At 39.2% G+C, this 14492-nt stretch carries 11 protein-coding genes; 7 read left to right on the forward strand and 4 right to left on the reverse strand.

What is annotated here, in order from left to right; genetic code table 11:
* The first annotated feature begins 251 nt into the window (after positions 1 to 251).
* Positions 252 to 1517 (forward strand): DUF2130 domain-containing protein, encoded by a 1266-nt coding sequence (locus ACEN33_RS09770; protein WP_407094962.1) that lies wholly within the window; start codon positions 252 to 254, stop codon positions 1515 to 1517.
* A gap of 41 nt (positions 1518 to 1558) precedes the next feature.
* Here the strand turns inward: ACEN33_RS09770 and ACEN33_RS09775 are convergent, their stop codons facing one another.
* A complete protein-coding gene (locus ACEN33_RS09775) occupies positions 1559 to 2125 on the reverse strand; it encodes a TetR/AcrR family transcriptional regulator (RefSeq protein WP_138405168.1) in 567 nt (188 codons plus the stop codon).
* A 142-nt stretch (positions 2126 to 2267) separates the two neighbouring features.
* On the opposite strand from ACEN33_RS09775, the gene ACEN33_RS09780 reads away from it, so the two are divergent.
* From ACEN33_RS09780 to ACEN33_RS09795, 4 genes are all read left to right on the forward strand, one after another.
* Positions 2268 to 3362: an ABC transporter permease gene (locus ACEN33_RS09780; protein ID WP_338487618.1), complete on the forward strand. Its 1095-nt coding sequence runs from the start codon at positions 2268 to 2270 to the stop codon at positions 3360 to 3362.
* A 10-nt stretch (positions 3363 to 3372) separates the two neighbouring features.
* Positions 3373 to 4059, forward strand: a complete 687-nt coding sequence (locus ACEN33_RS09785; RefSeq protein WP_138405166.1) for an ABC transporter ATP-binding protein — start codon at positions 3373 to 3375, stop codon at positions 4057 to 4059.
* A gap of 83 nt (positions 4060 to 4142) precedes the next feature.
* On the forward strand, positions 4143 to 5411 hold the full coding sequence (gene uvsE, locus ACEN33_RS09790; protein ID WP_407090757.1) for a UV DNA damage repair endonuclease UvsE: 1269 nt from the start codon (positions 4143 to 4145) through the stop codon (positions 5409 to 5411).
* 30 nt (positions 5412 to 5441) lie between these two features.
* Positions 5442 to 6401: a DUF6933 domain-containing protein gene (locus ACEN33_RS09795; protein ID WP_407090756.1), complete on the forward strand. Its 960-nt coding sequence runs from the start codon at positions 5442 to 5444 to the stop codon at positions 6399 to 6401.
* A gap of 47 nt (positions 6402 to 6448) precedes the next feature.
* Here ACEN33_RS09795 and ACEN33_RS09800 read toward each other — a convergent pair whose 3' ends face one another.
* Complete coding sequence (locus ACEN33_RS09800) at positions 6449 to 7369, reverse strand: CorA family divalent cation transporter (RefSeq protein ID WP_407094139.1); 921 nt, start codon at positions 7367 to 7369, stop codon at positions 6449 to 6451.
* 261 nt (positions 7370 to 7630) lie between these two features.
* On the opposite strand from ACEN33_RS09800, the gene ACEN33_RS09805 reads away from it, so the two are divergent.
* Positions 7631 to 8638, forward strand: a complete 1008-nt coding sequence (locus ACEN33_RS09805) for a hypothetical protein (RefSeq protein WP_407090754.1) — start codon at positions 7631 to 7633, stop codon at positions 8636 to 8638.
* Positions 8639 to 9034: 396 nt separating this feature from the next.
* Here ACEN33_RS09805 and ACEN33_RS09810 read toward each other — a convergent pair whose 3' ends face one another.
* Positions 9035 to 9388, reverse strand: a complete 354-nt coding sequence (locus ACEN33_RS09810) for a hypothetical protein (protein ID WP_407090753.1) — start codon at positions 9386 to 9388, stop codon at positions 9035 to 9037.
* A 259-nt stretch (positions 9389 to 9647) separates the two neighbouring features.
* Here ACEN33_RS09810 and ACEN33_RS09815 point away from each other — a divergent pair, with 259 nt between their 5' ends.
* Complete coding sequence (locus ACEN33_RS09815; RefSeq protein WP_407094138.1) at positions 9648 to 13394, forward strand: pullulanase; 3747 nt, start codon at positions 9648 to 9650, stop codon at positions 13392 to 13394.
* Between the two features lie 303 nt (positions 13395 to 13697).
* Here ACEN33_RS09815 and ACEN33_RS09820 read toward each other — a convergent pair whose 3' ends face one another.
* Positions 13698 to 14363, reverse strand: coding sequence for an IS3 family transposase (locus tag ACEN33_RS09820; protein ID WP_407094137.1), 666 nt, complete (start codon positions 14361 to 14363; stop codon positions 13698 to 13700).
* Positions 14364 to 14492: the final 129 nt, after the last annotated feature.

Consider the following 14492-nt stretch of genomic DNA (forward strand, 5'->3'; position numbering starts at 1 on the left):
TTCGATATTAATTGATTTCCACGAAAATTGGGAAAATAACGCTCGGACATTCTTACAAGTGTAATGTGCATGATGACCAGATGATATAACTACATTGAGACTTTTACACAAGATTATGGACTTGACAACGGTTTGTCCTAAGTTCGGTCAACTCAAGCCAAATGGACTTGTGGTTTGACTCGAGTTCCCACCGCATCTTAAATTTTAGTATAATGGTATAACAATCAGTTAGAATTACAGGAGGTATTTTGATGAATGAAATTAAATGTCCACACTGCGGGACACTATTTACGATTGACGAAGCGGGGTATGCAGATATTTTAGCCCAAGTTCGAACAAAAGAATTTAATGAAGAGATTCATGAAAAACTCGAGCAGATCAACTCCCAACATAAGAGTGATTTAGCTCTAATTGAGGAAAAGACGAAGAATTCCTTTGACAAGCAAATTACAGAAAAAGATAAAGTTATCGCTGATTTGGAGAATAAAACCGCTTCGTTAGAAAAAGACAAAGAACTCGAACTACAACAAGCTTTAGCGGCAAAAGATAGAGAATTGACTGAGTTGAATGCGCGAATTCAAGCGATTGAAAATGAGAAGAAACTTGAATTGTCAGAAAGCAATGCAGCTAAAGAAAAAGCGCTGATGGAGTTAGAGTCTAAGATGACGCTTCAGGAAAAGGAACGGGAATTAGAGTTAAACTCAGTTAAGGAAAAATACGAAACAGAAATGAAGTTAAAAGACGAGACAATTGCATTTTATAAAGATTTTAAGGCGAAGCAATCGACTAAAATGGTTGGTGAAACTTTAGAACAGCATTGTGAAATCGAGTTTAACCGCCTTCGAATGACAGCTTTCAAAAACGCAGAGTTTGGTAAGGATAACGATATTAAATCCGGAAGTAAGGGCGACTACATTTATCGTGAGAACGATGAGCACGGCAATGAAATTATCTCAATTATGTTTGAGATGAAAAACGAAGGCGATGAGACGGCAACGAAGAAAAAGAATGAGCATTTTTTTAAGCAACTAGATAAAAACCGAAATGACAAAAAATGTGAATATGCGATTCTTGTCTCAATGTTAGAATCTGATAATGAACTCTATAATAATGGAATTGTTGATGTATCGTATGAATATGAGAAGATGTATGTGATTCGTCCACAATTTTTTATCCCGATTATTACACTCCTTCGAAACGCAGCGATGAATTCGCTAGAGTACAAGCAAGAAGTAGCTTTGATGCGTGAACAAAATATCGATATAACAAATTTTGAAGAGGATCTCGATACATTCAAGTCGGCATTCGCTAGAAATTATGACCTGGCAAGTCGAAAGTTCAAAACAGCGATTGATGAAATTGATAAGACGATTACGCATCTACAAAAAACAAAAGATGCCTTAGTCTCTTCCGAAAACAACTTGCGATTAGCCAATAACAAAGCGGATGACTTAACGGTTAAGAAATTAGTTCGAAAGAACCCAACAATGAAAGCGAAATTTGATGCATTAAATTAAAAAAAGAAGCACTTGGAATCTATCCAGGCGCTTCTCTTTTTTTAAATTTTAATTCCATGTAAAAATAAATCGACAATACTTTCTATCGAGACGAATTGATAACGTTGCATGTCTGGGCTGATGTAAGGGGCAATCACTATAAAATAATGCGAAGCGATTTCCTCAGCAGTATGGTCCGGACGTAGCTTCGTCAAATTTTCCTTAAACAAATCTACAAAAGGTTGTTTGTAGCCATTTAAGAAGATAGTGTACAATTTGGTCTTACTCTCATCAGATAAATCAGATTCCATATCTTTCATCATTGTATAGATATCGACGGGATCGTTATCTTGGAGGTAGCGGGTCATACGGTTGAGACGCTCTTGTAATGATAAATGACTGTTATGGGCAATATAATTCAGTTGAATATTCACTTCATCTCCGAGTTGTTCTAGGACGGAAATGTATAAAGTCTCTTTATTTCGAAAATGATGATAGAGATTCGGCTGGGTAATCCCTACTTCTTTTGCGATGTGACGCGTTGAAGTTGCCTTGTAACCGTCGGTCATAAATTTTTTACGGGCAGTATCTATAATCATTTGTCTCGTTGAAATCTCTTTAGAGGTCAATATACTTGCTCCTTCCTTATTTAATATTATACATCGAATTGTTGAATTTACTAGGTGAATACCAAAAAATATCTTGCATGTGAAAAAAATGACTGATATACTTATCAGGTGATAAGTTAAATATAAAATTAGAGGTGAAGATATGTTTTTAGCTTGGAAAGAAATTAAATACGCCAAGACGCGTTTTTCATTAATCGTCGGTGTATTAGTATTAGTGAGTTATTTAGTTTATTTTTTAACTGGCTTAGCCTTCGGTTTGGCTCAAGATAACCGAACAAGTGTGGATAAATGGGAAGCACAAGCAATTGTATTGGCAGACGAAGCCAATTCAAATATTAATATGTCAATGATGCCACAAGGTTTAATCAATGATATTGAAGCTGACGAGATAGCCGTTCTAGGACAAACTGCAAGTGTTGTAAGTCGCGATAATCAGACTGAAGCTGAACAAGAAGAGAATAAAATTTCAGTGACATTCTTCGGAATTGATTCAGAGCAATTTATTGCACCAAATATCGTTGAAGGTGAGATGTTTCAAGAAGACTTTCAAGTTGTGGCAGATATTAGTATCCACGAAGAGTTTGGTATTGAAATTGGTGACGTTTTAAATCTTGCGGGAAATGATGAGCAAGTTGAAGTCGTTGGTTTTACCGACAACGCGAAATTCAATGTCGCTCCAGTACTATACACAACTATTTCAACATACCAAGACGTGCGGTTCGAAGCAATTGATGATTCGGATGAAGGGCGTGTGAGTGCCTTTATTATTCGTGATGATGATTTAGATAGTGTCGAGTTGGATAATGAAGACTTAGAGCTGTCAACAATCTCTGAATATATTGAAGAAATCCCTGGATACACAGCCCAAGTATTGACGTTTGGTTTAATGATTATTTTCTTAATTATTATTGCGGCTGTTGTGATTGGAATCTTCATGTATGTGTTAACTGTACAAAAATCAAGCATGTTTGGGGTGATGAAAGCCCAGGGTATTTCTACGAAGTACATTGCGACATCTGTTGTGAGCCAGACATTTATCTTATCAGTCATTGGTGTAGCCATTGGCTTGGTGCTTACAATGGGGACAGCGATGGTGTTACCGAGTACGGTGCCATTTGCCTTTAATATGTACTTTATCTTAATTATAACCGTATTAATTGTCTTGTTTGCCTTATTAGGCGCGTTCTTCTCAGTAAGAACGGTAGCCAAAATCGATCCGCTAGAAGCAATTGGATAGGAGGGGTTCTATGAAGAAAGCAATTGAAGTAAAAAATGTGTCCAAAACATTCGATGATGGACGTAAAGAGATTACAGCCTTAAAAGATACGAACTTTTCGGTTGAAGAGGGAGAATTTGTTGCGATTATCGGACCAAGTGGTTCAGGTAAGAGTACATTTCTAACGATTATTGGAGGCCTTCAAGCGCCTAGTAAAGGGGAAGTCTTGATTAATGGCAACAAGTTCAGTGAAGAGAATGATAAGAAAAGAACGAAGCTACGCTTTAAAGAAATCGGCTTTATCCTACAAGCATCTAACTTAATACCTTTCCTAACAGTTGAGGATCAGTTGCGTCTTGTGAATAAAATCGAAAAAAAGGCATTCGAAAAAGATCGAGTGGATTCCTTATTAGAACAATTAGATATTACGGACTTACGGGATAAATATCCGAGCGACCTTTCAGGTGGAGAACGCCAACGTGTAGCGATTGCGCGTGCCTTGTTCCATGATCCGTCAGTGATTTTAGCCGATGAGCCAACAGCTAGTTTGGACTCGAGTCGTGCGTTTGAAGTGGTTGAAATATTGGCCAAACAAACAAAGGAACAGAAAAAAGCAACGATTATGGTTACCCATGATGAGCGTTTAATCAAGCATTGTGATAAAGTTTATTACATGGAAGACGGCGAGTTGCGCTTAGATACAGATAATAACAAATAGGTTAAATCGAAAGAAAGAGAGCATTTTATGCAATCTTTCTTTTTATTTTTAGTATGATAAATCAAAAGACAAAGGAGTCACTTATGAATCAAGATGTAAGAATTGGTTACGCGTGTTTGAATCCCGATATTAGCCAAGGATTCAAGACGTGTCGTTTTGATAATTTAACAAATGACAAATGGATTGAATTGATTGAGTGGAATCTGGCGACATTGGAAGAGATGATTACTTATACAGTGGATCACGGAATCGGTTTACTACGTCTATCAAGTGATTTAATTCCGTTTGCGACGAAGCCTAAAGAGGGTGTGGACCTGGATTGGAAAGAGTATTTTGAATCAACGTTCAATCGTATTAAAGACAAAGTACAATCAACTCAGTTACGAATTTCGATGCATCCAGGACAGTATACGGTCTTGAATTCCATGGATATGAATGTGGTCCAACGAGCGATTGACGACTTGGAGTACCATTCGGAATTGTTAGAACTACTTGGAGGCAATCAGACGAACAAAATCATTATCCATATTGGTGGGGTGTATGGTGATAAAGAAGCCGCAATGGCACGCTTTATTGACCAAGCCAATCAGTTATCTAAACGCGTGCGCGGGCACTTAGTCATTGAAAACGATGAGCGTTTATATAGTATTCATGATGTTCTTTCTATTAGTGAGCAGACCGGATTACCCGTTATTTTTGATAATTTGCATCATGAAGTGCGTCTTCCACTTGATGACACTCCATTGAGTGACTATATTCAAGCTTCCGGTCGAACTTGGCAGCCAGCTGATGGTCGTCAAAAAATTCATTACAGTCAACAAGCGCCTGGAAAAAAAGCCGGTGCCCATTCCGAGACGATTGCGATTCGACCATTTATTGGATTTTTAGAGCAGCTTCCTCCTGATCAGCCGATCGATATTATGTTAGAAGTCAAAGATAAGAATCGGTCTGCAGAAAAGATACAAATCTACTTGGATCAAGATATCGTTGCTACTGAGAAGTTATGGGCCAAGCGGAAGTATGCTGTGTTGGCGAAGTCGGCGAGCATTTATCAAAAGATACGTAACGTATTAAAAAATAAGGAAGATACAGACTTTATCTTATTTATTGAGCTTCTTGAACAAGCAGAGAGTGTGCCGGAAGATAAGGGTGCAGAAGTGAATGCCGCTCAACATATTTGGGGTTACTTCAATAAGCAAGCAACGAGCAAAGAGACAGCGACGTATCAAAAAAATATCGCAAGGTATCAAGCAAATGAAATAACTTCGCGTCAATTACGTCAGTTCTTTAAGCGGTTGTTGAAGAAATATCCGAATGATTATTTGGAGAAGAATTTGTATTTTAATGAATAAAAAATGTGGAATTAAGAGAGGGGAGATATTATGTTAGTAATGAATCCAACGAAAAAAACATTACCTTTGTTTTCGCACATTGAGAAAGTAGACAATGAAAAAAGTGCCAAACATTTCTCAAAAACAAATCCATTTTATTCTTGGCATGCTAATTACGTTACAGTAAATCGTAAAAAGGTTTTGTTTTTAGTCAATGATTTAACCTTTTTACCGGTCGTTTTAGCGGATATCAATGCGACGGAGAAGAAACAATTAGATGCCCATATTCAAGATGGCATTCAACTGGCTTTTCAAATGCTTGGTATTCCAAAAGGAAAAATCCGCCGTTATTTTGAAAATGCTCGAAGTATTAAAGTAAACAAAAATCATAACCGAACGATTTCAAGTATTGTGAATAACTATATTTATTTACTAGAGTATTTTCCTTTAGATTGGGAGCGAGTTCCTCAAGTTAGAATAATGGCGGCTTTGAATGACCATATCTTCTCGTCGAATGATTACAAACCAGCAGACGAAACAACTCGCATGGCTTTTGAAAATCACTTAGATATTGTAGACAATGAGTTTAAAGAAGAAGAGACGGAATTCGTTGATACGTCGTTTAAGGCTAATACTAATGAAGCGATCGCTGCTTTTGGCATTTATTTAAAAGAAGAGCTAGAGCTGAGTGACAAAGTTGTAAAACGGCATAACGATAATGCAAATCTATATGTGCAAGAATTACTAGTATATCGAAGTTATCAACCTGACTTAAACGAACTTGACTTTTTAACTCTATTCTTGAATGGTTATATCGTTGATAAAGGGATTGTTCAGTCGCAAACAGGCGTGCAACAGATGGGGACTTCGTTGAAGAAATATTACCGATTCTTAGCCGACGCGCATAAAATAACTGCTTCTCAACATAAAGAAATTAAAGATGTCATTGGCGAAAGTGTCGAAGCGGGTAAGAGTTTGTTCATTTATACTTCATTCGATATTGATTATTAATAACGCAAACACACACCCGTGAAATGATTCATGGGTGTGTTTGACGTTTAAAAGTAATCTTTTTTCTTTAAGAAGATAGCCATTGAAGCAGTTGAGATAACAACCAAAATGAGGACTCCAAGTGTTCCGTAATCAGAATTTTCTCCTGGTAAGCCTCCGGCGTTAATTCCCCAAAACTCGGAAATTAAACTGGCCGAAGCGAGAACAAGTGAGAGCGAGTTTAAGAATTTCATTAATTTATTTAAGTTGTCGCTGACAAGATCTGAAAATAAACTGCTGACACTATCTAATAAGTCACGGTAAACGTGGACAAGCTTTATGACTTGCCGGTTGTACCACTTAAGGTCGTACTCTAGTGCTGAGTTGTCAAGTTTGTTAGTGAATGTTTCAGTTGCTAATAACTCTGATACCGTCTCATCCAAGGTTTCAATCGTGTGTTCTAAAATAACGAGATTCCGTTCTGTATCAGCTACTTTTCGAAGGACATCTCCACTCGTAGAATTTTTGGCTTTGTTATTTAAATCATCGATGGCTGCTTTTTGTTGTTGCAATTCATCGTGCAAATTAGAATACATCAAAATCCCCGCATAGACTAAGATACTTGCAATGCTATCAAATTTGTCCATGTACTGATGTAATAAATTTCGGTCGAATGTCGAACCTTCCTTTAAAAAAAGGAGGAGTGTATTATCTTGCAAAATAAAGGTCAGTGTTTCGAGTCGGTCTTCGACAGGTACATCATTGTTGCGACTCGTGACGTTGGATAAAACAACAATGAGTGAATTGTCCGCATCTTGTTGAGGGATTTCTTCAAACCTTGGCGCGACGGAAGAAACATCATCGAGAGCAAATACATCATTAGGTAAGTTGAATTGATTGACATAGTCCTGTTCATCTTGATGAGAGTCGGAATGGAAGATGAGAAATTTTGCTTGCTCACTATCATCTAATTTAAATGTTTGCACCATTTTAATGCCCCTTTCTTGTTTAGTTCGATTTTAAACCTTAAAGTAAGTTGTAGCAACAAAAGCGTTTATTAGTATTAAATATATAGAAATATTAATGTAAAATGTTTTATGTGAAATATTGTCTTAATAGGTAAACTAGAGGTTTCTATAAAAATGTTTTCTTTTCTGAGTGCAATTATTTTACATACGGGAAGCGTTTTTATATAATAGGTTTAAGACAGATGAGATGTTTCAAAAGTCATTCCTGAGGAGGATTTTATTATGAAAAAATCATTACGTCAAATGTTGTTAGTTGGTTTAAGTGCTTCGTTATTAGTAAGTGTTGCACCTCTTGCCTATGCTGAGGATGTAAGTAGCGAAGAAGAAACAAGTGAAGTCGTTGAGACAACTGAAGAAGAAACATCTGAAGTTGCTGAAGAGTCTGCTATGGAAGAAGAAGCAGCAGATGTTGAAGCAAGTGATGTACAAATGGGTCTTGAAGAAGCTGTAACGATGTTAGAGGCAGAGTATCCAGACGCAGAGATTGAAGAAATTGATGTAGCATACGACCGTGACGAGCAACGTTACGATATTACGGTAAATGCATTCAATGCTGAAGAAGATATTGAATTAGAAGTTGTATGGCAAGACGGTGAAGTTACAGAAAGTGGCTTTAACGAAGGTTTATTCGGCTTCTTAGATGGTGACGATGCTGCTGATGAAGCAACAAACGAATCAGCTGCCGATGATATGATGGACGGCGATGTGGCTGATGAAGCGGATATCGTTGAAAATGAAGGCGAAGCTGAATTATCAGACGACTCTGTTGTCGAATCAGCTCCTGCCGATGAATCAGTTACAGATGACGCTGAAATGGATGATGCTGCAACTCAAGAAGCAACACCATCAGAAGAAGAACGTCCAACATTAGATATGGATAGTGTCATTACAATTGATGAAGCGACTGAATTAGCTTTAGCAGAAGTTGAAAATGGCGAAGCTGTAAGTTGGAACTTAAATGCTGATACATCTGAATTCTGGGACTTCTTACAATCTGAAGAAGAGCAAGAAGATGGTCCAATTTGGACAGTTGAAGTTGAAGAAGCAGATGCTATGATGAGTGAAGAAGTAACGATCGACGCTCTAGCAGGAACGGTTATCGACAGCCCAGCTCAAGAAGAATCAGAAGAGTCTGCTGAAGATGCAGCTGATGAAGCAGAAACGACAGAAGAAACAACTGATGCTCCAGCTGAAGACGCTGCTGAGACAGAAGAATCAAGTGTAGAATAATAGTTTAAACTAAATAACCAGAGATAATGGGTTATAGTTATAAAATAGGTAAACGAGCCTGGATACTGAGGAGACTCAGTGTCCAGGCTCGTTTTTTTTATGAGAGTTGTAATTACCTGAACTCGCGCCAAACGGCCCTGCGATAGGTTTCAAGTTTGCCGAACTCACGCCGAACGGAGAGCGATAAGTCGCAAGTTGGTCTAACTCACGCCAAATGGGTATGCGATAAGTCGCAAGTTGGCCCAACTCACGCCAAATGGAGCGCGATAAGTCTCAAGTTGCCCTAACTCACGCCAAACGGCCCTGCGATAGGTCTCAAGATCCTTACCAACTCACACCAAAAACCCTTCAAGCTAGCATTGCTTCTGCTAGCTTGAAGGGCTTTTCATTATTAACTTACAAGGCATCGAGCCTGTTTAATAAATCTTTTTGTTCTGACCCATTTCCTACTGCGAGTGGTTTGAATTGGAGTTTGTAATTGCCACCTTGTGTGTTGATGACAGCTTTTTTAATCATCGTTCCTGATACTTTTACTGAATTGACTTGTGATAAGGGGATGGCGGTAACATCTTTTTCTTTGAGGCCAAGAGTCATTTCAACCAGCGTTAAGTTTTCTTCATCCAATATAACGACGTGATACTTCGGCAGACCGATGAATTTAGGCTCTTCGGCAAAACCAGCGGCAGCTGATGCGTTCGAGTACTTTTCTTTGTATCCATTAATGTCGTCGATACTTAATCTTAGTTTCATATTTATCCCTCTTCTCTTGTTTAAAATTATAGAACAGGTCAGCTCGCAAGTCCAAAGATATGAAGTTTAAGAGCAAGGAATACTCAAACGATTGCATTAAGCAAATATATCGATAGTCTGTTGGAAGGCTATTAAAAGCAGTTGATTTTACTCTTTAAACTAATTTTTGTATGAATATATTGTAATAATGTTCATTATTCTATATAATTTAGTAAAACGTTTGCAGAAAACGATTTCAATACAAATAGGAGGCAGATGAATGGTTAGTCATCGAAATAAAAAGCTGTTGATGGAGAAGAGCGGTCAAAAGGTTCACAAGTTTGGACTGAAGAAATTAAAAGTTGGCGTTGTGTCGGTAGCTATGACGGCAGGTATTTTAGTCAGTCACAATACTTTACTACAAGTCAATGCGGAGGAGCTTGTTGTTGAAAGCACAGTCGAACTAGTTTCCGATGAGGCAGTCGAGGAAGGTATTGTAGAAGAGGACCCTTCTGAAGAAAGTCCGATTGAGGAAAGTACAGAAGAAATAGCTGAGTCTGAAGAATCGGTCGAAGAAACGTTGACTGAGGAATCTGAAACCGTTTCAACTTTAAGCGTTGCTACTTTACCAGAAATTGCGGAAGGTGACTTCCGTTTACATTTTGATGAATTACCTGAAGGTGACCCGAGCTCAATGGGGCTTTGGATGTGGGGAGATGTTGAAACACCGAGTGATCAATTAGGTGGTTGGCCGAACGGGGCGACAAATTTATCTGAGTTTCTTGAATCGGAATATGGCTATTACTTAGATGTTGCGGTAAAAGACAACGCGCAAATTATTAACTACTTAATCAATACAGTGACGGGTAACAATGTGACTGAAGACCAAGCGGTTCAAATAGCTCATTCGGATATGAACCAAGTTTGGATTAATGAAGAGTATGAACAACATCTGTACGAACCTTTAGAAAATGAAAATCAAATCCGAATTAACTATGAACGCGAAGATGATAATTATGAAGGCTGGGGCTTATGGGTCTGGGGCGAAGTTGATGAAGACAGTGAGAACATTGGTAGCTGGCCAGATGACGCGCTGGATTTTATTAATGAAGGACCGTTCGGTCGCTATGTTGATGTCCATCTATCTAATGGTTTAGATAGCAGTATTCAATTTTTATTAGTAAACAAATTAACCGGCGAACAATCTGGAGACATGACTTTCTCAGACCGCGCTGAAGATAGTCAAGTATTCTTACGCGATTTGGATCCGACTGTTCACACATCGCCTTATACAGCAGGTGAAGAACGTCTAACTGATGCGGAAATGGTTGCGAAAGATCAAATTATTGTTTCATTGTCATCAGTTAGCACGCTTGTCGAGAGCGATTTAACAGGTTTGTTTACTCTAACTGATAGAAATGGTAATGACATTTCTTTTGATGATATTACGATTGATGAAACAACCGGTCAAGTCATTATTTCCGGTGATTTTGATGGACTGTCTGGTCAATACACAGTGTCATACGGTGACAATTCTACGGCTGTGCGTTCTTCATGGCGCTTAATGGATGATCTTTATGCATATGAAGGTGATTTAGGCTCTGAGTTGCATGAAGACGGTTCAGTAGAAATGAACTTATGGGCACCAACGGCTGAGGCGATTCGCGTTGTCTTATACGATAAAGAGAATCAAGATGAAGTGGTTGGAAATTATGATATGACGCGGAATGAGACAGGCGTTTGGAATTTATTATTAAATGAAGACGAGACGGGCCTTGCGGACCACAAAGGTTACTTCTATCACTATGAAATTACCCGCGATGGTGAATCAGTGCTAGCACTCGATCCATATGCAAAATCTTTAGCGGCTTGGAATAATTTAGCACCAGGAGCACACGTGGCCAAAGCGGCGATTGTTGACCCAACAACGATTGGGCCAGAATTAGATTATGCTAACATCCCAGGATACACGAAACGAGAAGATGCGATTATATATGAAGTCCATGTGCGCGACTTTACATCTGACCCTAGTATTTCAGAGGAATTAACGAGTCAATTTGGAACCTTTAGTTCTTTTGTTGAGCGTTTAGATTATCTACAGGATTTAGGTGTGACGCATATTCAATTATTGCCAGTCATGAGCTATTTCTACGCGGATGAATTTAATAATGGCGAACGCGAATTAGAGTGGTCTGCTTCGGAAAATAATTATAACTGGGGTTATGACCCACAAAGTTACTTTGCTTTAACGGGGATGTATTCCGAAAATCCAGAGAATCCAGAACAACGCATAGCTGAGTTTAAAAACTTAGTCAATGAGATTCATAAGCGTGATATGGGTGTTATTTTAGATGTGGTCTTCAATCATACGGCGAGAACTTTCTTGTTTGAAGATTTGGAGCCAAATTATTATCACTTTATGGATAAAGACGGAACGCCACGTGAATCCTTTGGTGGTGGGCGTTTAGGAACAACTCATCATATGTCACGTCGGGTTTTAGTTGATTCGATAAAATATTGGGTCGATGAATTCAAAGTCGACGGTTTCCGCTTTGATATGATGGGTGACCATGACGCTGAAGCAGTTGAAATGGCTTACGACGAAGCGGCTAGATTGAATCCGAATATTCTCATGTTAGGAGAAGGTTGGATTACCTTTACAGGTGATGAGGACGACTCACGGCAACCCGCGGACCAATCTTGGATGAATCAAACAGACGGTGTGGCGGTATTCTCGGATGAAATCCGCAATATGCTGAAGTCTGGTTTTGGTAGTGAAGGGCAACCAAAATTCTTAACCGGAGGCGCGCAAGTTCTGGAAGACATGTTTAATAATATTATTGGGCTTCCTAGCAATGTGAATGCGGATGATCCAGGAGATATTATACAGTATATTGCGGCGCATGATAATTTAACATTGCATGATGTGATTGCTCAGTCGATTAAGAAAGATCCCGCAAAATACGCTCAAGAGATTCATCAACGAATTCGCTTAGGGAACTTAATGATTCTAACGTCACAAGGAACGCCGTTTATACATGCAGGTCAAGAGTTTGGTAGAACGAAACAATTCCGTCATGAAGACTATATAACGACAGTTGATGAGGCTCCTTACAAGACGACATATTTAGTGGATGAAGATGGGAATCCGTTTGAATATCCGTATTTTGTGCACGATTCTTATGACTCGACGGATATAGTTAATAAATTTGATTGGAATATGGCTTTAAATAATGAAATGTATCCAATCCATACTCAAACGCAAGCATATACCAAAGGATTAATTCACTTAAGACGTGATGTAGATGCATTCCGTTGGGGTACACAAGAAGAAGTCGAAGAAAATGTTCGCTTTATTAATACCCCTGAAATGGGTGACACGGACTTAGTTGTAGCTTATGAAGTCACAGATTCACAAGGGAACCGTTATGCAGTCTTCATTAACTCAGATGAATCAGACCGAGAGTTTACATTCCCTGAAGGCTTTGAAGTCATTGGAACTGGTGAAGTAATTGTCGACGCGCTTACTGCAGGGACAGAAGCAATTCGAAACCCAGAAGGTGTCTTGTTAAATGACGGCTCAATAACTTTATCACCGCTAACCGCAACGATTATTCGTTACGCTGCAGACGGTGGACCCGTCGAAGGTGGTGGTGATGGCGAAACTCCGGAAGTACCTGGGGAAAATGAAATACCAGAAACCCCGGGAAATCCAGAGAATCCGGAACCGCCTGAAACACCGACTGAACCTGATGAGGACCCAAGTGAATCAGACGGGAATGAAATACCAGAAGATGAAACAGAACAACCAGGCGAGTCTGATGATACTGATGAAGATTCTGAAGGGACAATAGACGAGGGAAGTTCTATTGACCTTGAAAATACTGACGTAGACCAAAGTAGTGTAGGCTTACTTCCAGCAACAGGTGAAGAAAAACAATACGCGATCTTCTCAGCTGCTGCTTTAGCTGTGTTATCTGGGGTAGGTTTAATTGCAAGTACACGAAAAAAGGAAGAAGTAGAGTAGAGAAGTAAAGAAAACTGGGTAAAATTCAACCTACGACCAATATTATTGTAGTTCGTCCTGAGTTGGTCGAACTCAAGCCAAATGGACTTGCGGTTTGTCCTGAGTTGGTCGAACTCAAGCCAAATGGAGATGCGGTTTGTCTTTAGTTGTGTGAACTCAAGCCAAATGGATGTGCGGTTTGTCCTGAGTTGGTCGAACTCAAGCCAAATGGACCTGCGGTTTGTCCTGAGTTGGTCGAACTCAAGCCAAATGGATGAACTGGTCCTATAGTCAAGGACTATTTGAGCCACATTTTGAGTGCAGCTACTCTTCAATTTCAATCGTTCTGATGTGCGGTAATGCAGGTGTTGAATAAATATCTGCTAAGGGATAGACATTGGTAGTACAAAACTGATAATATTGAATAGGGCTTAGCTTCGCTAAGTTCCATTGGTAACGCTCATTGTTGTAGTAATCCATATACTCTTCAATGAGCTTTTTTACGTCCTCATAATCTTCACACGAAGCGAGATCAATCTCGTCTTTCATATGTCCATAAAAAGATTCCTGAGGGGCATTGTCCCAACAATTGCCACGTCGGGACATCGATTGAATTAACCCATTATTCTCCACAAGGTACTGAAATTTCACACTGGTAAAGTGACTCCCTTGATCTGAATGAATCAGGGTTTGCGTCGCTAAACTCACCGGATGCTGGGCGATAAGTTGTCGTATCATCTTCAAAACAAACGCAATATGAAGCATCGGGCTGAGTTCATAAGATAGAATTTCGTTCGTAAAGGCATCTTTAACCGTCGCTAAATACGCCCACTTCTGCCTGCCATACGGCAAATAAGTAATATCCGTCAACAGCACGGAACGCGGTCCGTAAGCTCTAAACTCACGTTTAACATAGTTGGGTTTGACATGTTCAGCCTGATACTCCGCAGATACTTGGCGTTGAAAACGAGGCTTACGAATCGGACACACTTAATTGAATTTCTTCATCAATCGACGAATTTTACTGCGGCACATCGGGGTGCGATTGTGAGCTAAATGCATCAATATTTGTCGCTGTCCTTTGGGCTTTTGACGGTAATTAAATGCCTCTAGGATTAA

This window comes from Ruoffia sp. FAM 24228 (assembly GCF_045528575.1).
Taxonomy (GTDB): Bacteria; Bacillota; Bacilli; order Lactobacillales; family Aerococcaceae; genus Ruoffia; species Ruoffia halotolerans.